The sequence below is a fragment of the Kitasatospora sp. NPDC023120 genome, from assembly GCF_055560835.1.
The window spans coordinates 373,973-393,641 of the sequence record NZ_JBVHHY010000001.1 but is presented as its reverse complement, the minus strand read 5'-3'; the positions used below and the strand labels follow the sequence as shown (position 1 = coordinate 393,641).

General features: G+C 73.1%; 20 protein-coding genes. 5 read left to right on the top strand and 15 right to left on the bottom strand.

The features are described 5' to 3' along the window. Window positions 1-203 precede the first annotated feature (203 nt). Window positions 204-815 (bottom strand): response regulator transcription factor, encoded by a 612-nt coding sequence (locus tag ACZ3TI_RS01965; protein ID WP_014136228.1) that lies wholly within the window; start codon window positions 813-815, stop codon window positions 204-206. 562 nt (window positions 816-1,377) lie between these two features. Between ACZ3TI_RS01965 and ACZ3TI_RS01960 the strand changes: the two genes are divergently transcribed. Then, window positions 1,378-1,704, top strand: coding sequence for a WhiB family transcriptional regulator (locus tag ACZ3TI_RS01960; RefSeq protein ID WP_030055868.1), 327 nt, complete (start codon window positions 1,378-1,380; stop codon window positions 1,702-1,704). Between the two features lie 96 nt (window positions 1,705-1,800). Here ACZ3TI_RS01960 and ACZ3TI_RS01955 read toward each other — a convergent pair whose 3' ends face one another. From ACZ3TI_RS01955 to groES, 3 genes are all read right to left on the bottom strand, one after another. Then, window positions 1,801-2,799: a LysR family transcriptional regulator gene (locus ACZ3TI_RS01955; RefSeq protein ID WP_465722247.1), complete on the bottom strand. Its 999-nt coding sequence runs from the start codon at window positions 2,797-2,799 to the stop codon at window positions 1,801-1,803. Between the two features lie 150 nt (window positions 2,800-2,949). Continuing rightward, entirely contained in the window at window positions 2,950-4,581 is a 1,632-nt protein-coding gene (gene groL / locus ACZ3TI_RS01950) for a chaperonin GroEL (protein WP_465722245.1), read from the bottom strand. Window positions 4,582-4,698: 117 nt separating this feature from the next. After that, a complete protein-coding gene (gene groES / locus ACZ3TI_RS01945) occupies window positions 4,699-5,004 on the bottom strand; it encodes a co-chaperone GroES (protein ID WP_014136232.1) in 306 nt (101 codons plus the stop codon). A gap of 361 nt (window positions 5,005-5,365) precedes the next feature. On the opposite strand from groES, the gene ACZ3TI_RS01940 reads away from it, so the two are divergent. Next, complete coding sequence (locus ACZ3TI_RS01940) at window positions 5,366-6,541, top strand: THUMP-like domain-containing protein (RefSeq protein WP_465722243.1); 1,176 nt, start codon at window positions 5,366-5,368, stop codon at window positions 6,539-6,541. On the opposite strand, the gene ACZ3TI_RS01935 is transcribed toward ACZ3TI_RS01940, so the two are convergent. The 5 genes from ACZ3TI_RS01935 to tsaB form a co-directional block, all read right to left on the bottom strand. Then, window positions 6,542-7,477 (bottom strand): polysaccharide deacetylase family protein, encoded by a 936-nt coding sequence (locus tag ACZ3TI_RS01935; protein ID WP_465722241.1) that lies wholly within the window; start codon window positions 7,475-7,477, stop codon window positions 6,542-6,544. Window positions 7,478-7,557: 80 nt separating this feature from the next. After that, window positions 7,558-7,818, bottom strand: coding sequence for a hypothetical protein (locus ACZ3TI_RS01930; RefSeq protein WP_465722239.1), 261 nt, complete (start codon window positions 7,816-7,818; stop codon window positions 7,558-7,560). Continuing rightward, window positions 7,815-8,903, bottom strand: a complete 1,089-nt coding sequence (gene tsaD, locus ACZ3TI_RS01925; protein WP_465722237.1) for a tRNA (adenosine(37)-N6)-threonylcarbamoyltransferase complex transferase subunit TsaD — start codon at window positions 8,901-8,903, stop codon at window positions 7,815-7,817. The genes ACZ3TI_RS01930 and tsaD overlap by 4 nt, the downstream gene beginning before the upstream one ends. Continuing rightward, window positions 8,896-9,384 (bottom strand): ribosomal protein S18-alanine N-acetyltransferase, encoded by a 489-nt coding sequence (gene rimI, locus ACZ3TI_RS01920; RefSeq protein WP_465722503.1) that lies wholly within the window; start codon window positions 9,382-9,384, stop codon window positions 8,896-8,898. The genes tsaD and rimI overlap by 8 nt, the downstream gene beginning before the upstream one ends. Before the next feature lie 23 nt (window positions 9,385-9,407). Next, on the bottom strand, window positions 9,408-10,070 hold the full coding sequence (gene tsaB, locus ACZ3TI_RS01915) for a tRNA (adenosine(37)-N6)-threonylcarbamoyltransferase complex dimerization subunit type 1 TsaB (RefSeq protein ID WP_465722235.1): 663 nt from the start codon (window positions 10,068-10,070) through the stop codon (window positions 9,408-9,410). A 154-nt stretch (window positions 10,071-10,224) separates the two neighbouring features. Between tsaB and ACZ3TI_RS01910 the strand changes: the two genes are divergently transcribed. Then, window positions 10,225-10,791 (top strand): hypothetical protein, encoded by a 567-nt coding sequence (locus tag ACZ3TI_RS01910; RefSeq protein WP_465722502.1) that lies wholly within the window; start codon window positions 10,225-10,227, stop codon window positions 10,789-10,791. 7 nt (window positions 10,792-10,798) lie between these two features. On the opposite strand, the gene ACZ3TI_RS01905 is transcribed toward ACZ3TI_RS01910, so the two are convergent. The 5 genes from ACZ3TI_RS01905 to ACZ3TI_RS01885 form a co-directional block, all read right to left on the bottom strand. Next, a complete protein-coding gene (locus ACZ3TI_RS01905; RefSeq protein WP_465722233.1) occupies window positions 10,799-10,993 on the bottom strand; it encodes a hypothetical protein in 195 nt (64 codons plus the stop codon). A gap of 203 nt (window positions 10,994-11,196) precedes the next feature. Further along, window positions 11,197-11,694, bottom strand: a complete 498-nt coding sequence (gene tsaE / locus ACZ3TI_RS01900) for a tRNA (adenosine(37)-N6)-threonylcarbamoyltransferase complex ATPase subunit type 1 TsaE (protein WP_465722231.1) — start codon at window positions 11,692-11,694, stop codon at window positions 11,197-11,199. Between the two features lie 109 nt (window positions 11,695-11,803). Beyond that, window positions 11,804-13,090 (bottom strand): alpha/beta fold hydrolase, encoded by a 1,287-nt coding sequence (locus ACZ3TI_RS01895; protein ID WP_465722229.1) that lies wholly within the window; start codon window positions 13,088-13,090, stop codon window positions 11,804-11,806. After that, a complete protein-coding gene (gene alr, locus ACZ3TI_RS01890) occupies window positions 13,087-14,286 on the bottom strand; it encodes an alanine racemase (RefSeq protein ID WP_465722227.1) in 1,200 nt (399 codons plus the stop codon). The genes ACZ3TI_RS01895 and alr overlap by 4 nt, the downstream gene beginning before the upstream one ends. A 153-nt stretch (window positions 14,287-14,439) precedes the next feature. Then, the gene (locus tag ACZ3TI_RS01885; RefSeq protein ID WP_465722225.1) at window positions 14,440-15,915 is read right to left on the bottom strand and encodes an NAD(P)H-hydrate dehydratase; all 1,476 of its coding nucleotides are present in this window, start codon (window positions 15,913-15,915) and stop codon (window positions 14,440-14,442) included. Between the two features lie 179 nt (window positions 15,916-16,094). On the opposite strand from ACZ3TI_RS01885, the gene ACZ3TI_RS01880 reads away from it, so the two are divergent. After that, complete coding sequence (locus tag ACZ3TI_RS01880) at window positions 16,095-16,646, top strand: Uma2 family endonuclease (RefSeq protein ID WP_465722501.1); 552 nt, start codon at window positions 16,095-16,097, stop codon at window positions 16,644-16,646. Between the two features lie 42 nt (window positions 16,647-16,688). Here the strand turns inward: ACZ3TI_RS01880 and glmS are convergent, their stop codons facing one another. Beyond that, window positions 16,689-18,545, bottom strand: a complete 1,857-nt coding sequence (gene glmS, locus ACZ3TI_RS01875; protein ID WP_465722223.1) for a glutamine--fructose-6-phosphate transaminase (isomerizing) — start codon at window positions 18,543-18,545, stop codon at window positions 16,689-16,691. Between the two features lie 99 nt (window positions 18,546-18,644). On the opposite strand from glmS, the gene coaA reads away from it, so the two are divergent. Further along, window positions 18,645-19,640 carry a type I pantothenate kinase gene (gene coaA, locus ACZ3TI_RS01870; RefSeq protein WP_465722221.1) on the top strand — a complete coding sequence of 332 codons (996 nt, stop codon included), beginning with the start codon at window positions 18,645-18,647 and terminating at the stop codon, window positions 19,638-19,640. Window positions 19,641-19,669 lie beyond the last annotated feature (29 nt).

The window sequence follows — 19,669 nt, the reverse complement described above, 5'->3', positions numbered from 1 at the left end:
CGCCCCGCCGTCGGTGGTCCTGGTCGTCGCGCCGTCCGCCGAGTGTCCCGCGGCTGCGTGGTTCGCCGCAGTGCCTGTCCGCTGGTCCCCGAGGTGCTCCACTCCTCCATGGTGCAACCTCGGGACCGCGACGTCACACGCCTGTGCGGCCCCCGCCCCGGGGATCACCGACGGCGCGACACACCCGGCGGCGCCGCCGGTGGTCAGCGGACCAGGCCCCAGCGGAAGCCCAGCGCGACCGCGTGCGCGCGGTCGGAGGCCCCGAGCTTCTTGAACAGCCGTCGGGCGTGGGTCTTGACGGTGTCCTCGGACAGGAACAGTTCGCGCCCGATCTCGGCGTTGCTGCGGCCGTGGCTCATGCCCTCCAGCACCTGGATCTCACGCGCCGTCAACGTCGGCGCGGCGCCCATGTCGGGGCTGCGCAGCCGGCGCGGGGCGAGCCGCCAGGTCGGGTCGGCGAGGGCCTGGGTGACGGTGGCCCGCAGCTCGGCGCGCGAGGCGTCCTTGTGCAGGTACCCGCGGGCGCCCGCGGCCACCGCGAGCGCGACACCGTCGAGGTCCTCGGCGACGGTGAGCATGATGATCCGCGCGCCCGGGTCGGCGGACAGCAGCCGCCGGACGGTCTCGACCCCGCCGAGGCCGGGCATCCGGACGTCCATCAGGACGAGATCGGAGCGGTCGGCCACCCAGCGGCGGAGGACCTCCTCCCCGTTCGTCGCGGTGGTGACCCGGTCCACACCGGGTACGGTCGCGACGGCGCGGCGAAGCGCCTCGCGGGCGAGCGGGGAATCGTCGCAAACGAGAACGGAAGTCATGACCGTCGTCCTCCGCAGCTGATCCGCGTCACGTTGAGCCTCCTGGCTGGTACGAACCTCTCCGACACGGCCGATCGGCGACAGACTCCGTGCTGATCGCCCCAACTTGCCCGCGATCGTTCCCGACGTCCGGCGCCCGCTAACCGCCTCCGCACTTCCAACGACCGTCACTCGAATGAGTTACGGCCTTCAGGGCCATCTCCACCACTGTACGTGGCCAACCCATTACCGATCAGCCGCATCGCGGTGCACACGCCGCACTTTTCCGCAGCTCGCACGCGGTCCGCGTGCGACCCGCACACCGATTCGGTGCGCCGTGCGCCCGTCGGCCACCCGATTGCCACGCCTGCGCCCGCCGGAGACCCTTGCCCACTTTGCCCGTTTTTATAGCTTTCGTATGGTCATTGACTGTTGTGCCAGTGTGTGGGTGACTTGTCCATGGAGTTGCCTTAAGTCATATTTCCAGGTGTCCACACCAGTGCATCGAGGCCCCGCCACACCGCTCGGCAGCAGCCCGCCGAGCGCCCGGCCGACGGCCGACGGCCTCTGAAGGGAATGAGCCATGGCAGATTTCTCCCGCCTCCCCGGTCCCAACGCGGACCTCTGGGACTGGCAGCTCTCCGCAGCCTGCCGTGGCGTGGACAGCTCGCTCTTCTTCCACCCCGAGGGCGAGCGCGGAGCCGCGCGCAGTTCGCGCGAGGCCAGCGCCAAGGAGGTCTGCATGCGCTGCCCGGTGATCGCCGAATGCGCGGCGCACGCGCTGGCGGTCCGCGAGCCGTACGGCGTCTGGGGCGGGATGACCGAGGACGAGCGCGAGGAGATGCTGGGACGCTCGCGACACCGGCTGGTGGAGGTCCCGCTGACCCCGCCCGCGGTCGCGCAGCACTAGACCCGCCTCCGCGCCGCGCCGTGAAGAAACGTTCCTTCGCGGCACCGAAGCCTGGTCACAGCCGGTGCGGATCCCCCGGAGCCCCGTCACCCACCGTCAGCGGGCGGCCGCCGCCCCCGCCAGCCGCTCCAGCATCAGTGCCACGGCCGGCACCTCGGCCAGGTCCGGCAGGGTCAGCGCCACCACCTGGCGCACCGCCGGCGCCCCCGAGGCCGTCCGCACCGAGACCGTCGACACGCCGTCAGGACGCACCGACTGCAGGGCGAGCCGGGGCAGCACCGCCACCCCCAGCCCGGCCGCCACCAGGCCGACCACCGCCGGGTAGTCGTCCGTCGCGAAGTCGATCCGGGGCTCGAAGCCCGCTCCCGCGCACAGCTCCACCAGGTGCCCCCGGCACTGCGGGCAGCCCGCGATCCACTGCTCCCCCGCCAGCTCGTCCAGCCCCACCGGCCCGCCCCGCCCGGCCAGCGGGTGGGCGGCGGGCAGCAGGCCCACCAGCGGGTCGTCCAGCAGCGGGGTGGCCACCAGATCGGACCAGTCGGTCCCGGCGGTCAGCTGCTGGGCCTCCAGGTTGGCCTCGGCCCGCGCCTCGCGCGGCGTGCCGTGCGCGGGCGCCGGCAGCGCGGCGGCGCCTTCGGACTGCGGGTACCGGAACGCCAGCGCGATCTCGCACTCGCCGCCGCGCAGCATCGCCAGCGACTCCGGCGGCTCCGCCTCGACCAGCGACACGCGCACCCCCGGATGGCTGTCCCGCAGCCGGGCGACCGCCGGCGGCACCAGGGTGGAACTCGCGGTCGGGAAGGAGACCAGCCGCACCCGTCCGGCCCGCAGCCCGGCGATCGCGGCCACCTCCTCCTCCGCGGCGGAGAGCCCGGCCAGGATCCCGGTGGCATGCTTGAGCAGCACCCGCCCGGCCTCGCTGAGCTGCATCCCGCGGCCCGAACGGACCACCAGCGGGGTGTCCACGGACTTCTCCAGGGCCTTCATCTGCTGGCTGATGGCAGGCTGCGTACACCCCAGCTCGCGGGCGGCGGCGGAGAAGGAGCCGGTGCGGGCGACGGCACGCAGGACGCGCAGATGGCGGGCCTCGATCATGCCTTAGTTATAAGGCATTCTTTGCGTTCTGCAAAATTCTACTGATAGTTGAAGAGCTGACCGTCGTGGAGACGGAAGCGGTAAACCCCGGAGGCCCGGTCCGCTCCCCGTGCGGGGTGCGGACCGGGCCTCCGGTCAGTGGTTCAGGCCTCAGTGCGAGTGGCCGTGACCGTGGGAGTGGCCGTGACCGTTGTCGGCCTCCTCCTCCTTCTTCTCCACCACGAGGGTCTCGGTGGTGAGCAGCAGGGAGGCGATCGAAGCGGCGTTCTCCAGGGCGGAGCGGGTGACCTTGACCGGGTCGATGACGCCGGCCTTCACCAGGTCGCCGTACTCGCCGGTGGCGGCGTTGTAACCCTGGCCGATCTCCAGCTCGGAGACCTTGGAGGTGATGACGTAGCCCTCCAGGCCGGCGTTCTGGGCGATCCAGCGCAGCGGCTCGTGCAGCGCCTTGCGGACCACGGCGACACCGGTGGCCTCGTCGCCCGACAGGCCCAGGCCGTCGTTCAGCACCTTGGCGGCGTGGACCAGGGAGGCGCCACCGCCGGCGACGATGCCCTCCTCGACCGCGGCGCGGGTCGCCGAGATGGCGTCCTCCAGGCGGTGCTTGCGCTCCTTCAGCTCCACCTCGGTGGCGGCGCCGACCTTGATGACGCAGACGCCGCCGGCCAGCTTGGCCAGGCGCTCCTGCAGCTTCTCGCGGTCCCAGTCGGAGTCGGTGGCGGCGATCTCACCCTTGATCTGGGCGACGCGGCCGGCCACGGCCTCGGCGTCACCGGCACCGTCGACGACGGTGGTCTCGTCCTTGGTGATGGTCACGCGGCGGGCGGTGCCCAGCACGTCCAGGCCGACCTGGTCGAGCTTGAGGCCGACCTCCTCGGAGATGACCGTGCCGCCGGTCAGGGTGGCCAGGTCGCCGAGGATCGCCTTGCGGCGGTCGCCGAAGCCCGGGGCCTTGACGGCGACGGCGTTGAAGGTGCCGCGGATCTTGTTCACGACCAGGGTCGACAGCGCCTCGCCGTCGACGTCCTCGGCGATGATCAGCAGCGGCTTGGTGGCACCGCCCTGCAGGATCTTCTCCAGCAGCGGCAGCAGCTCCTGGATGGAGGAGATCTTGCCCTGGTTGATCAGGATGTACGGGTCCTCCAGGACCGCCTCCTGCCGCTCCGCGTCGGTGACGAAGTACGGCGACAGGTAGCCCTTGTCGAACTGCATGCCCTCGGTGAAGTCCAGCTCCACGCCGAAGGTGTTCGACTCCTCGACGGTGATGACACCGTCCTTGCCGACCTTGTCGATCGCCTCGGCGATCAGCTCGCCGACCTGGACGTCCTGGGCGGAGAGGGACGCGACGGCGGCGACGTCGTCCTTGCCCTCGATCTCGCGGGCCACGGACAGCAGGTGCTCGGAGACGGCGGCGACGGCCTTGTCGATGCCCTTCTTCAGGGCGGCCGGGCCGGCACCGGCGGCGACGTTGCGCAGACCCTCGTTGACCAGGGCCTGGGCCAGCACGGTGGCGGTGGTGGTGCCGTCACCCGCGACGTCGTTGGTCTTGGTGGCGACCTCCTTGACGAGCTGCGCGCCAAGGTTCTCGTACGGGTCGTCCAGCTCGACCTCACGGGCGATGGTGACACCGTCGTTGGTGATGGTCGGGGCGCCGAACTTCTTGTCGATGACGACGTTGCGGCCCTTGGGGCCGATGGTCACCTTGACGGTGTCGGCCAGCTTGTTGACACCGCGCTCCAGCGAGCGGCGGGCGTCCTCGTCGAACTGCAGGATCTTCGCCATGTTCCCTATTCCCTCGGGGCTGCGGCCGGCCCACCGGCCGCCGAACTACGTGAACCAACAACCACGCCCCGGGCCACTGTCACTGAGGACACGGATCCGGGGCGGGTCGGGGACGACTTACTTCTCGATGATCGCGAGAACGTCGCGGGCGGAGAGCACCAGGTACTCCTCGCCCTGGTACTTCACCTCGGTGCCGCCGTACTTCGAGTACAGGACGATGTCACCGACGGCGACGTCGAGCGGCAGACGCTGGCCGTCCTCGAAGCGGCCCGGGCCGACGGCCAGGACGACACCCTCCTGGGGCTTCTCCTTGGCGGTGTCCGGGATAACCAGGCCGGAGGCCGTGGTGGTCTCGGCGTCGAGCGGCTGGACCACGATGCGGTCCTCGAGCGGCTTGATGGCAACCTTGCTGCTGGTGGTCACGTCCGAGCTCCCCTTCGGAGATTACGGGGTTTTCTAACGGGTAGGGGCGAGCCTGCGAGTCTGCCGTCGCGGGGGTCAGACACACGTCTTCGCGTTAGCACTCCCCCGGTGGGGAGTGCCAAGGACGACCATAGGCCCGTGTTAGCACTCAGTCAACCAGAGTGCCAACGACGCGCCCCGGAAATCCCGCACGACGGGTGAGTACCCGTACTCGTGTACGACAGCCGCTCCCCTCGGCACACTCGTGCGTGGCGGCTCGGGTACCGGTTCACGCCGTACGTCACGGCGGCGGCGCCCGTCCTCTGGCTGCTGGGGTTCTGGCCGGCCGCCCTGCTCCACTGAGACCGGTCAGAATGGCCACGTGGACACCGAGAACCTCCAGCCCCTGCTGACCCCCGAGGGTCAGGCCCTGCTCGCCGAGTTGCGCGAGTTCACCCCCGAGGAGGAGCTGGCGCTGGCCACCCGTCTGCGGCGGGAGCACCCGGCGGAGCTGGTGTCGGCGGCGTTCGGGCAGGCGCGGCTGCGGCAGCGGGCGCGGGCGAAGTTCGGGGCGGACGCCGACCTGATGTACTTCACGCCCAACGGGGTCGAGCAATCCACCCGGCGCAGCGTGGCCGAGTGGCGCGCGCGCCGGTTCGCCGAGCTGGGCGTACGGCGGCTGGCGGACCTGTGCTGCGGCATCGGCGGGGACGTGCTGGCGCTGGCCCGGGCGGGCATCGAGGTGCTGGCCGTCGACAAGGACCCGGCGGCCTGCGCCGCCACCGCGGCCAACGCCGCCGCCCTGGGCCTGGCCGAGCTGGTCGAGGTGCGCTGCGCGGACGTCGCCGAGGTGGACGTCACCGGCTACGACGCGGTGTTCACCGACCCGGCCCGGCGGACCTCGCGCGGCCGGGTGTTCGACCCCGAGGCGTACGCCCCGCCGCTCTCCTGGGCGATCGAGGCCGGTCGGCGGACCCCGATCGGGGCGCTGAAGGTCGCGCCCGGCATCCCGCACGAGGCCGTCCCCGAGGACGCCGAGGCCGAGTGGGTCTCCGACCACGGTGACGTCAAGGAGGCGGTGCTCTGGTTCGGCACCAGGGCCGCCCACCCGCACCGCGCCACGCTGCTGCCGCAGGCCGCCAGCCTGACCGGCGGCGACCTGCCCGACCCGCCGGCCGGCCCGGTTGGGCGCTACCTGTACGAGCCGGACGGCGCGGTGATCCGGGCCCACCTGGTGGCCGAGGTGGCCGAGCAGGTCGGCGGCCGGCTGATCGACCCGAAGATCGCCTACCTGACCTCGGACGAGCTGGTCGCCACCCCGTACGCGCACGCCTTCGAGCTCACCGACGTGCTGCCCTTCAACATCAAGAAGCTGAAGGCGCTGCTGCGCGAGCGCGCGGTCGGCACGGTGGTGATCAAGAAGCGCGGGATGGCGATCACCCCGGAGGAGCTGCGCCGCCAGCTCAAGCCGTCCGGGCCGAACACCGTCACGGTGATCCTCAGCCGCACCGACCACGGCCCGCTGATGATGCTGGGGCAGCCGGTCCGGGCGTCCTAGCTAGGTGGCGGGGGCCTGGATGTAGTCCTCGAGTCGGGCGACCGAGAAGCCCTGCTCCTGGATCCGGGCCAGCAGCTCGCCGAACATCTGGGTCATCGTGGCGCCCTTGAGCTCCTTGGGTCCGCGGAAGTGCGCCAGGATGATGTCGCCGGGCTTCAGCTTCTGGTCCGCCGCCTGGTACTGCATGTTGTGGATCTGCATCGACTCGCGCCACAGCACGATCGCGCGCGGGCCGCACTCCTGCACCGAGGTGTTGAGCGTCGGGGTGTTGGCCCCGTCGCCGAAGGGCGGACGGAACAGCAGCGGTGCGGTGCCGTACTGCTGGGTGAGCGCCGACTGGTCGTCGCAGATCTCGGACTTCTGCTTGTCCGGCGACAGCTTGCTCATCACCGGGTGGTCCACGGTGTGGTTGTGGATGTGGTTGCCGAGCGCCTGGAGCGGCTTGAAGTAGCCGTAGTCGTTCTTGACGATGTCCTTCGTCAGGAACATCGAGATCGGGACCTTGAGGTCGGTCAGCATCTCGACGAACTTCGGGTCCTTCTCGGCACCGTCGTCGATGGTGATGAAGACGACCTTGTCGCTCGTCTTGACGTCGCTGAAGACCGGCACCGGGCCGGTCCGTTCGAGCTTGACGGGCTTGTCGGCGGGCGGTGCCGGGGCGGGCGCGAGCGGGGTGAGGTTCCACTTCGCCCAGGCCGCCGCGTTCGCGCCCGCCGCGGCGGCGCCCGGGGTGGCGGCGCTGGTCGGGGCGGCTCCGGTGGGCTGGGGCGCGGCGGGTGCCGCCGCGGTGGCGGCCGGGGCGGCGCCGGCGCCGCCTCCGTTGTCGCCGCACGCGGTGGTGAAGGCCAGCACGGCCAGCGCCCCCGCCGCGTACGCCCTGGTCCTGCTCCGACCGTCCGTGTTCCGGCTGCCCCTGCTCCGACCGTCCCTGCTCACCGCACCGCGCTCCCGGTTCCCGTCCAGCTTTCTCTCAGCTATGCACGGTAGCGGCCGGGGCGGCGGTTCCCGGCGAAGGCTTATTCGACGTGCTCGCTGGTGAAGGACCAGCGGTGCACCGGACGGCCGAGCAGTTCGGCCGGCGGGTCGGCGACCGGCACCGGCTCGCCGCTCCACCAGGTGATCAGCAGCACCCGGCCCCCCGGGGCGCCGAACAGTTCGGTGCGCTCCAGCCCGACGGTTCCGCGCAGCGCGGGCAGCACGGACTCCCGTACCCAGGCGGCGAGTTCGGCCCCGCGGCCGTCCGCCGCCCGGGCCTCCCACATCGCGGCGACGGTCATCGGGCGCCGCCGAGGGCGTCGTAGGCCTGGTCGTGGAAGTGCGTGTGCGGCACGTGGACGTCGGTCACCGGCAGCGAGGAGTCGGCGGACAGGTCGAAGGCCGAGGGGGTGCGGTCGCGCCACACCATCTCGGCGCCCAGGGCCGCGACCATCGCGCCGTTGTCGGTGCACAGGCCCGGGCGGGGCACCCGCAGCCGGATGCCGGCCCGGTCGCAGCGCTGCTGGGCCATCTCGCGCAACCGCGAGTTGGCCGCCACGCCGCCGCCGATCATCAGGTGGTCGACGCCGTTGTCCTTGCACGCCTTGACGGCCTTGCGGGTGAGCACGTCGGTGACGGCCTCCTGGAAGGACGCCGCCACGTCGGCGATCGGCACCTCCTCGCCGGCCCGGCGCTTGGCCTCCACCCAACGGGCGACGGCGGTCTTCAGGCCGGAGAAGGAGAAGTCGTACTCGGGGTCGTTCTTTCCGGACAGGCCGCGCGGGAAGGCGATCGCCGTCGGGTCACCCTCGCGGGCCGTCCGGTCGACCACCGGGCCGCCGGGGAAGCCCAGGCCGAGCACCCGGGCGACCTTGTCGAAGGCCTCGCCGGCCGCGTCGTCGATGGTCGCGCCGAGCGGGCGGACGTCGGTGGTGATGTCCTCGCTGAGCAGCAGCGAGGAGTGCCCGCCGGAGACCAGCAGGGCCATCGTCGGCGAGGGCAGCCGGCCGTGCTCCAGCTGGTCGACGCAGATGTGCGAGGCGAGGTGGTTGACCCCGTACAGCGGCTTGTCCAGCGCCCAGGCGTACGCCTTCGCGGCGCTGACGCCGACCAGCAGCGCGCCGGCCAGGCCGGGGCCGGCGGTGACCGCGATGCCGTCCAGGTCGCTCGCCTTGATCCCGGCGGTGTCCAGGGCCCGCTGGATGGTCGGGACCATCGCCTCCAGGTGGGCGCGGCTGGCGATCTCCGGGACGACGCCGCCGAAACGGGCGTGGTCGTTGACGCTGGAGGCGACGGCGTCGGCCAGCAGCGTGGTGCCGCGCACGATGCCGACGCCGGTCTCGTCGCAGGAGGTCTCGATGCCGAGGACGAGCGGTTCGTCAGCCATGGCGGGTGTCCTCAATGTCCTTCGGGTCGGTGCTGTCAGTGCTCGGGTGGTCGAGGCGCATCACCAGCGCGTCGACGTTGGCGGGCTGGTAGTAGCCGCGCCGGATGCCCACCGGTTCGAAGCCGTGGCGCTCGTACAGCCGCTGGGCGCGCAGGTTGTCCACCCGCACCTCCAGCAGCAGTTCGGCGCAGCCGCGCCGGGCGGACTCGCGGATCAGGTCGGTGAGCAGTGCCGTGCCGAGGCCGGCGCCCTGGTGGCGCCCGTCGACGGCGATGGTCTGGACGTCGCCCTCGCCGGCGATCGCCATCAGCCCGGCGTAGCCAACGATGGTGCCGTCCGGGGCGGTGGCGACGGTGTAGTGGCGGGTGCCGCCGGAGTGGGTCTCGGCCAGCTCGGACCAGAACATCCCGGTGGACCAGGCGTCCTCGGGGAAGAGCTCCAGCTCCAGTTCCATCACCGGCGCGATGTCCCACCAGCGCATCGGGCGCAGGGTGGTGCCGTGGTTCACGCCGGGAGCACCGCCTTGTAGCCAGCCGGCACCTGGGCGTCCGGGCGGCGCAGGTACAGCGGGACGTTCGGCAGCAGCTCGCGCCCGGCCGCCAGCTCAGCGGCGGCGAAGCCGGCCAGGGCACCGGCCGACACGTGCTCGGGGCCGTGCGCGCCCGGGAAGGCGTCGGGGTAGAGCAGCGCGCCCGCGCCGACGGCGCGCGGCTGCGGGGCCAGCTCGGCCGGGCGGTCCACGCCCGGGCCCTCGGTGCGGCGGCCCTCGGCGTCGTACGAGGCCCAGTAGACCTCCTTGCGGCGCGCGTCGGTGGCCACCGTGAACGGCTCCCCGGCCAGGCCCTCGACCTCGGCACGGGCCTGGAAGGCGATCGCGTCCAGGGTGCAGACGCCGTGCACCGGCAGTCCGAGGGCGTGGCCGAGCGCGGCGGCGGTGACCAGGCCGACCCGCAGGCCGGTGTACGGGCCCGGGCCGACGCCCACCGCGATGCCGGTCAGCCGGTGCTTGTCCACCCCGGCAGCCCGCAACACCTGGTCGATCGCGGGCAGCAGCAGTTCGCCGTGGCGCCGGGCGTCGACCTGGTGGGTCTCGGCCAGGACGGCGGTTCCGTCGTGGACGGCGGCGGTGACGGCGGGGGTAGCGGTGTCGAACGCGAGCAGCAGCACGGGGTCAAGGTTAGACCGACGTTGGGCCGACCGGCCGATCGGCAAGGTGTGCCGACCGGGAACACACATCCGAGGCGCTGCGAGCCGGACGGACGGACCTGGCACGATAAGGCGGTACGTAAAGGGACGGCAGCGGGAGCGGCACGTGGCGAAGATGGGTCCTGGAGTGGTGGTCACGGGGCTGACCCTGGGGGCCCTGGCGGTGGTGAGCCTGCTGGCCTTCCAGGCCAGCGGCGCCCAGGACCGGGCCGGCGGTGCCAAGCCCACCCCCACCACCACGGCGGTCGGCACCGCCACCGCCCCGGCGCCGAGCGCCTCGGCCACCCCGACCGTGCCGCCGCTGCCGGCCACCTCGGGCACCGGCACGCGGGTGGTCTACTCGGTGGGCAGCCACTACGTCTGGCTGGTCGAGCCGAAGAAGAACCCGCAGGTCACGGCCGCCTTCCCGGTCATCCCGGGCACGGTCGAGCCGGTTCCGGGCAGCTACGCGGTGTACAGCCGCACCCCGACCGCCACCGGCACGGACGGTCGGCAGATCGAGCACGTGGTGCGCTTCGCCCAGCAGAACGGCGTGGTGTTCGGCTTCAGCGCGGCGATGGACGGCGCGACCCCGACCACCGACCCGAAGGCCAAGACCGGCGGCATCCGCAGCGGCCGCGCCGAGGGGCAGCTGCTCTGGGACTTCGCGCCGAAGGACACCAAGGTGGTCGTGATCGCCTGAGGCGGCCTCATGCGGCCCGGGGCGACTCCGTCTCGGGCCCTTCGTCCTGCCTGGGCTCCGGCTCGGGCGGCGTGGACACCGCCTCGGCGGCCGCGCAGGCGGCCAGCAGCGCCCGCATCGGCTCCCCCGGAGCGCGGCGGGCGGACTCTCCGGCCCCGGCGGCGCGGACGGCGCTCTCCGGGGCGGGGGTGGGGCTCGACATGGCGCCTCCCTAGTTAGGCAGACCTAACCGCAGCACCCATCCCACCACGCCCGGCGCCCCGCCCGCAACATCTTGCCGACAGGCTGTCGGCAAGATGTCGACGGCCTGCCGGCAAGGCGGGCCTGTCGGCGAGGCGAGGTCCGCCGGTGGGTCTGCCGGCGAGGCAGGCCTGTCCGTGGGTCTGTTGGCGAGGCGGGGCGCCGCTATGCCAGCTCCGCCAGCTCCACGCCCGTCCAGCGCGGGCCGATGCCGGTCAGCACCACCCGGCGCGGGTCCTGGTCGTCCCCGTCGGCGGTGTCGCCCAGGGCGCGCTCGATCCGGACCTCCAGCCGGTCCTCGGACAGCCGCTCGACCTTGCCCTCGCCCCACTCGACCACGATCACCGACTCCGGCAGCGAGACGTCCAGGTCGAGGTCCTCCATCTCGTCCAGGTCCCCGCCCAGCCGGTACGCGTCGACGTGCACCAGGGCCGGGCCGCCGACCAGCGAGGGGTGCACCCGCGCGATCACGAAGGTCGGCGAGGTCACCGCCCCGCGGACCTGCAGCCCCTCTCCCAGGCCCCGGGTCAGCGTGGTCTTCCCCGCCCCCAGCTCGCCGGAGAGCAGCAACAGGTCACCCGGCCGCAGCAGCGCGGCCAGCTCCCGGCCGAGCCGGCCCATCCGCTCCGGGGTGGGGACGGTGAGAGTGGCGTGCGAGCCCATGCGCGTGTCTTGCCCTTCGGTCCGTACCGGCGCGCCGACCACCGGGCGCCACCGCTACCGTGCCACATCGCCGCACCCCGGTGCGGCGGGCGGGTGCCGGGGCGGGGTGTCAGGCGGGGTCGACGGCAGGTTCGGAGGTGGGCCCAGGAGGCTCGGCAGGCGGGACGGGCTCGGCGGTCGGCTCGGCGGCGGGCTTCCGGGCCAGGTCGAGGACGGTTGCGGGCAGCGGCGCCGCCCCGGCGAAGTCGGCGGCCCGGCGCAGCAGCAGCGCCAGCTCGTGGTCGACCAGCTCCGGGCGCTCCAGCATCACCAGGTGCCCGGCACCCTCGGCCAGCACCAGCTCGGCCCCCGGCAGCCGCTCGGCCATCGCCTCGCTGTGCGCCGAGGGCGTCAGCAGGTCCTTCGTCCCGGCCAGCACCAGGGCCGGCAGACCGCGCAGCGCGGCCAGCGCCTCGTACTTCTCGTGCGCGCCGAACACCGGGTAGAACTCGGCGACCACGTCGATCGGGGTCGCGTCCAGCAACTGCTCGGCGAAGCGCACCACACCGGGGTCGACGTCCCGGCTCCCGAAGGAGAACCTCCGGTAGAAGACGGCGGTCACGTCCGAGCCGAACCGCCTGGTCGCCTCCACCAGGTCGACCTGGCGGCCCAGCAGCTTCACCACCCCGGGCGCGACCTTCTTGAACAGCTTCGCACCGGCCTTCGGCAGGCCGAGGTTCACCTCGTTCCAGTCGCCCGCGAGCGTGCCGACCAGGGCGACCCCGGCGACGCGCTCCCGGAACAGCTCCGGGTACTGGTCGGCCAGCGCCATCACCGTCATGCCGCCCATCGAGTGGCCCACCAGCACCAGCGGCCCGGTCGGCGCGACGGCGTCGATCACCGCCTTGAGGTCGCCGCCCAGCTGGTCGATGCCGGCCGGCTCGCCCGCCAGGTACGAGCGGGAGCGCTCGGAGCGGCCGTGGCTGCGCTGGTCCCAGAAGACCAGCCGCATGCCCTCGCGCAGCGCGGCCCGCTGGAAGTGCCAGCTGTCCTGGTTGAGGCAGTAGCCGTGGCAGAACACCACCGTCAGCGGCTCGGGGTGGTGCCCGTCACCGTCCGGCGAATCCCAGCCGGTGCCGTCCAGCTCCACGTACAGCTCGGTGCCGTCCGGTGCGGCCACCGTCCTCGGGCGTCCGCGCAGCGAGCCGTACGGGGCTCCGGCGTCCAGCTCGGCCCGGGCCCGGCGGCGCATCGCCCGGCCGACGGTCAGCCGCTCTATCGCCACCCCGGCGGCCGCCCCGGCCGCCAGCACGCCGACCGAGATCCCGATCACGCCCGCCCGGCTCACCCCGGAGGCCGCGCCGGCCGCCTTGGCGACCGCCGCGACCGTTCCGTCCCCGGCCGGCGCGTCGGTCATGCCGGGAGGCCCTCGGCGTGGCTGCCGCCCAGGTAGCGGCGGGGCACCCGGGCACCGATCCGGGTGACGATCTCGTAGGAGATGGTGCCGCAGGCGCGGGCCCAGTCCTCGGCGGTCGGCTCGCCGCGCTCGCCGCTGCCGAACAGCAGCGCCTCGTCGCCGACCTCGAGCAGGTCCCCGCCCAGGTCCACGACGAACTGGTCCATCGCCACCCGGCCTGCCACCGTGCGCCACTTGCCGCCGATCTGCACCGGCCCGGTGCCGCTGGCGTGCCGGGGGACGCCGTCGCCGTAGCCGACCGGGACCAGGCCCAGGGTGGTCGGGCCGGGGGTCGTGTAGTGGTGGCCGTAGCTGACCCCGTGTCCGCCGGGGACCTGCTTGACCAGCGCCAGCCGCGCGCTCAGCGCCATCACCGGGCGCAGCCCGAAGTCGACCGGCGAGCCCACCTCGGGCACCGGCGACAGCCCGTACGCGGCCAGGCCGGTGCGGACCAGGTCGAAGTGCGACTCCGGCAGCAGCAGGGTGGCCGGCGAGTTCGCCAGGTGCCGCACCTCGGGGCGCACCCCGGCCGCCTCGGCGGCGGCCAGCGCGGTACGGAAGGAGTCCAGCTGGGCCAGGATGGACGGGTGGCCGGGCTCGTCGGCGGCCGCGAAGTGCGACCAGACGCCGACGACCGTGAGCAGCCCCTCGGTCTCGGCGCGCCGGGCGGCGGCCACCAGCTGCAGCCAGTCGTGCGGCTGGCAGCCGTTGCGGCCGAGGCCGGTGTCGGCCTTCAGGTGCACGCGCGCCGGGATGCCCGTCTCGCGGACGGCCGGGAGCAGTTCGTCCAGTGCCCACTGGCCGCTGACCGAGATGTCCAGTCCGGCCCGGAGCGCCTCGCGCCACGGCCCGCCGGGCGTCCACAGCCAGCACAGGATGCGGGCCTGGTCCGGGCGGATGCCCGCGGCGCGCAGCGCCAGCGCCTCGTCGGGCGTCGCGCAGCCGAGCCAGCCGACCCCGTTGGCGACCGCCTCGCGGGCGCACTCGACCGCCCCGTGGCCATAGGCGTCCGCCTTGACCGCGAGCATCACCGCCGTGCTGCCGACGCGCTCGCGCAGCGCCGCGAGGTTGCCGCGCAGGGCGGCGAGATCGATGGTCGCCTCGGCCCGTACGCCGTCGGTCAGGGTGGCTGTGCCGGTCGTGTTCGCAGTTGTCATCAGGGTCAGTCTCCCAGACGTCCCGGAGTCCTCGCCGAACGGCCCATCGGCGCGGCGGCCGACGACCGGGGCGGGCCCGTCGCACGGCCCTGCGGTGAACCGCCCGCCACCGCCTCCTCGGACGCCGCAGGAGGAGCGTTCGGTTCCGTTCCCTCAGCCCGCACGGACCGCCCGCCACACCGCCGGCAGCGCCTGCGCCACCGCGAGCGCCGTCACCGGAGCGCCCGGCTCGCCCGCCGCCTCGCGGCCGGCCAGGCCGTGCAGGTAGGCGGCCGCCGACGCGGCGTCCAGCGGCGGCAGGCCCGCCGCCAGCAGGGAGCCGGCCAGGCCGGCCAGGACGTCGCCGCTGCCGGCGGTGGCCAGCCAGGAGGTGCCGGTCGGGTTCACCCGGACGGCGCCGCCCGGATCGGCGACCACCGTGGTGGAGCCCTTCAGCAGCACGGTCGCGCGGTAGGCGGCCGCCAGCCGACGGGCGGTGGCCAGCCGGGTGGCGGCCAGGTCGTCGGCGGCCGGCGGCGGGGTGCCCTCGGCGCCCGCGAGCAGCCGGGCGGCCTCGCCGGTGTGCGGGGTGAGCAGGGTGGGCGCGGTCCGGCCGGCCAGCGCGTCCGGACCGAGCCGGCCCAGCTCGGTCAGCCCGTCCGCGTCCACCAGCACCGGGACGTCGCTCGCCAGCGCCTCGGCCAGCGCCTGCCGCGCCCCCTCGCCGCCGCCGGGACCGACCACCCAGGCCTGGACCCGCCCGGCCCCGGCCGGCCCGCCCTCGGTGACCAGCGTCTCCGGGAAGCGCCGCACCACCTCCTCGGCGGCGGTGCCCACGTACCGGACGGCTCCCGCGCCGCCCCGCAGCGCCCCGGCGACCGCCAGCAACGCCGCCCCCGGGTACCTCGCCGAGCCGGCCGCCACCCCGACCACGCCGCGCCGGTACTTGTCGCTCTCCGCACCGGGCAGCGGCAGCAGCGCCGCCAGGTCCGCGTGCTGCAGGGCCGTCACGTCCGCCTCCGGCAGCTCCAGTCCGATGCCGACCAGCTGCACGGCGCCCGCGTAGGAGGCCCCCGGGTCGACCAGCAGCCCGGGCTTGTACGTGCCGAAGCAGACCGTGACGTCCGCGCGCAGCGCCGCGCCCGGCACCTCGCCGGTGTCGGCGTCCACCCCGCTGGGCAGGTCCACCGCGACCACCACCCCGCGCCGCCCGGCCGCCGCGTACGGCTCCGCCTCGGGGCGCAGCCCGCCCCGGCCGCCGATGCCGACGATCCCGTCCAGCACCAGGTCCGCGCGCGAGAAGTCGGACAGGCCGACTTCCTGCTCCGCCGTCACCCACCCGCCGGACGCCCGCAGCGCGGCCAGCCCGCCCCCGTGCGCCCGCTCCGGCGCGAGCAGCACCGCCGTCACCCGCGCCCCGCGCCGGGCCAGCGCGGCCCCGGCGTACAGGGCGTCACCCCCGTTGTCCCCGCTGCCCGCCAGCACCACCACCCGGCTGCCGTACACCCGCCCCCGACGCCGCACCAGCAGCCGCGCACACGTCGCCGCCAGCCCCGCGGCCGCCCGCTGCATCAGGGTGCCCTCCGGCAGCCGCGCCATCAGCGCGCCCTCGGCGGCCCGGACGGTTTCCACAGGGTGTGCATGACGCATGACGGAACTCCTCCAGCGGTCGGCTGATGCCGACGCTAGCCCGCGTCACCGCCCCACGGGAGCGGGGCCTGCGGCACACTTTCGAGTGACAACCACTTCGATCCCCCGCCGGTGTCGGTCCGTACGCCTACCTTGTGGCGCGGCACGGACCCACAGGAGGGAGAAGCGCCATGGTCGCCATGCCGGCAGTCGAGCATCCACTGGGTGAGGACAGTCTCCTCCAGGCGTTTCTGGAGCTGGACACCCCGCTGGGAAGCAAGGCCGAGTTCATCGAAGGGGAAATCGTGGTGACACCGCCACCGGACGGGGCCCACGAGACGGCGTTCTCGCTGCTCGCCAAGCAGTTCTTCCGCAAGGCAGCGATCGACTTGGACCTCTCGGGGAACAAGGGCCTGGTTGTCTCGCCCAAGAGCCGTTTCATTCCCGACAGTACGGTGAGCCCGGTCGGCCACTTCGAGAACGCGGACTCCTGGGCGCCCGCCGAAGGTGTCCTGCTCGTCTTCGAGATCACGTCGATCAACCCGCACAAGGACCGCGAGCCCAAGCGCAGGGGCTACGCCGCCGCCGGCATCCCGTGCTACCTGCTGATCGACCGCACCGACGGCATGGTCACCCTGTTCACCGAACCCGACGGCAAGGACTACATCACCCAGACCAAGGTCGAGTTCGGCAAGACGATCGACCTCCCCGCCCCGTTCTCCTTCGCGCTCGACACGGCGCCCCTGCGGTAGGACGCAGCCACCGCAGGGGCGCCGTTGCCGACGAGCGCGGGATTACTCGACGGTGACCGACTTCGCCAGGTTGCGCGGCTGGTCGACCTCGTGGCCCTTGGCCGTGGCCAGCTCGCAGGCGAAGACCTGGAGCGGGACGGTGGAGACCAGCGGCTGGAGCAGGGTCGGGGTGGCCGGGATGCGGATCAGGTGGTCCGCGTACGGGACGACGGCCTCGTCGCCCTCCTCGGCGATCACGATCGTGCGGGCGCCGCGGGCCCGGATCTCCTGGATGTTGGAGACGATCTTGTCGTGCAGGATCGACCGCCCGCGCGGCGAGGGCACGACCACCACGACCGGCAGCCCCTCCTCGATCAGCGCGATCGGGCCGTGCTTGAGCTCGCCCGCCGCGAAGCCCTCGGCGTGCATGTACGCCAGCTCCTTGAGCTTGAGCGCGCCCTCCAGGGCCACCGGGAAGCCGACGTGGCGGCCGAGGAACAGCACCGAGCGGGCGTCGGCCAGCGAACGGGCCAGCTCGCGCACCGGCTCCATGGTCTCCAGGACCTGCTCGACCTGCTTCGGCGCGTCGCCGAGCTCCTTGATGACGGCGAAGATCTCGTCGCCCCACTTGGTGCCGCGGACCTGGCCCAGGTACAGGGCGACCAGGTAGCAGGCGACCAGCTGGGTCAGGAACGCCTTGGTGGACGCGACCGCGACCTCCGGGCCGGCGTGCGTGTACAGCACAGCGTCCGACTCGCGCGGGATGGTGGAGCCGTTGGTGTTGCAGATCGCCAGCACCTTGGCGCCCTGCTCGCGGGCGTGCCGCAGGGCCATCAGGGTGTCCATGGTCTCGCCGGACTGCGAGATGGCGATGACCAGCGTGCCCGGGCCCATGATCGGGTCGCGGTAACGGAACTCCGAGGCGACCTCGACCTCGCAGGGGATGCGGGTCCAGTGCTCGATCGCGTACTTGGCGATCATGCCCGCGTGGAAGGCGGTACCGCAGGCGACGATGACGACCTTGTCGACCGACCGCAGGTCGGCGTCGGAGATCCGCAGCTCGTCGAGGGTGAGCCGGCCGTCGGTGCCGATCCGGCCGAGCAGGGTGTCGGCGACGGCCTTCGGCTGCTCGGCGATCTCCTTGAGCATGAAGTAGTCGTACCCGCCCTTCTCGGCGGCGGAGGCGTCCCAGTCCACGTGGTACTCGCGCACGTCGGCGGGGGTGCCGTCGAAGTTGGTCACCGTGACGCCCTCGCGGCGCAGCTCGACGACCTGGTCCTGGCCCAGCTCGATCGCCTCGCGGGTGTGGGCGATGAAGGCGGCGACGTCCGAGGCGAGGAAGTTCTCGCCCTCGCCGCGGCCGACGACCAGCGGCGAGTTGCGGCGGGCACCGATGACGACGTCCGGCGCGTCGGCGTGCACGGCGACGAGGGTGAAGGCGCCCTCCAGTCGACGGCAGACCACCCGCATGGCCTCGGCGAGGTCGCCCTGGTAGGCCTCGCCCAGCAGGTGGGCGACGACCTCGGTGTCGGTCTCGGACCGGAGGGTGTGGCCGCGCTCGGCGATCTCGGCACGCAGCTGGGCGAAGTTCTCGATGATGCCGTTGTGCACCACGGCGACCCGCCGGTCGTCGTCCAGGTGCGGGTGGGCGTTGGCGTCCGTCGGGCCGCCGTGGGTGGCCCAGCGGGTGTGGCCGATGCCGGTGGTGCCGCCGGGCAGAGGGTTCTCGGCGAGCGACTTCTGGAGGTTGGCGAGCTTTCCGGCCCGCTTGTCGGTGGACAGGCTCCACTGCCCGTCGGAGTCCTGGACCTGCACCGCGACACCGGCCGAGTCGTAACCCCGGTACTCAAGGCGCTGCAGGCCTGCGATTACTACGTCGAGGGCGGACTGCGCGCCCACGTATCCAACAATTCCGCACATGCGTGCCAGCATAAGGGCGGTTCTGCGGCCATTTTCCCGCGTTACCGGAACGCTGCGTGACCGACACCACAACCACCGTGAACGCCGCTACGGCTCACAATGGACCATGTGCTGACCGAACTCTGTACGCGGGGCGCCGCCACGCCCGGCCCGTCGCCGTCCCCCTACGTCGACCTCAGCCGGGCAGAGTGGAGCGCGCTGCGCGAGCGTACGCCGCTGCCGCTGACCGCCGAGGAGGTCGAGCGGCTGCGCGGCCTCGGCACCGCCCTCGACCTGGACGAGGTCCGCGACGTCTACCTGCCGCTGTCCCGGCTGCTGAACCTGTACATCCACGCCACGCACGAACTGCGCGGCGCCCTGGGCACGTTCCTGGACACCCCGGACACCGATCGCACCCGGACCCCGTTCATCATCGGCGTGGCCGGCTCCGTCGCGGTCGGCAAGTCCACCACCGCCCGCCTCCTCCAGGCCCTGCTGGCCCGCTGGCCCGAGCACCCCCGGGTCGAACTGGTCACCACCGACGGCTTCCTGCTCCCCAACGCCGAGCTGCGCCGCCGCGGCCTGATGGCCCGCAAGGGCTTCCCCGAGTCGTACGACCGCCGGGCGCTGATGCGCTTCGTCGCGGACGTGAAGGCGGGCAAGGAGAGCGTCAGCGCGCCGGTCTACTCGCACCTGGTGTACGACATCGTGCCGGACGAGCGGCTGACCGTGGAGCGCCCGGACATCCTGATCGTCGAGGGCCTGAACGTCCTTCAGCCGGCGCTGCCCGGCACCGACGGCCGGACCCGCCTCGCGGTGGCCGACTACTTCGACTTCTCGATCTACGTCGACGCCCGCACCGACGACATCGAGCACTGGTACCTGGACCGCTTCCGCAAGCTGCGGCAGACGGCCTTCCAGGACCCGAACTCCTACTTCCGCCGCTTCACCGAGGTGCCGGAGGAGGAGGCGATGGAGTACGGCCGTCAGGTCTGGCGCACCATCAACAAGCCCAACCTGCTGGAGAACGTGCTGCCGACCCGCGGCCGGGCCACCCTGATCCTGCAGAAGGGTCAGGACCACAAGGTGCGCCGGGCGTTGCTGCGCAAGCTCTGAACCGGGAAACGGACGAAGGGCCCCCGCCG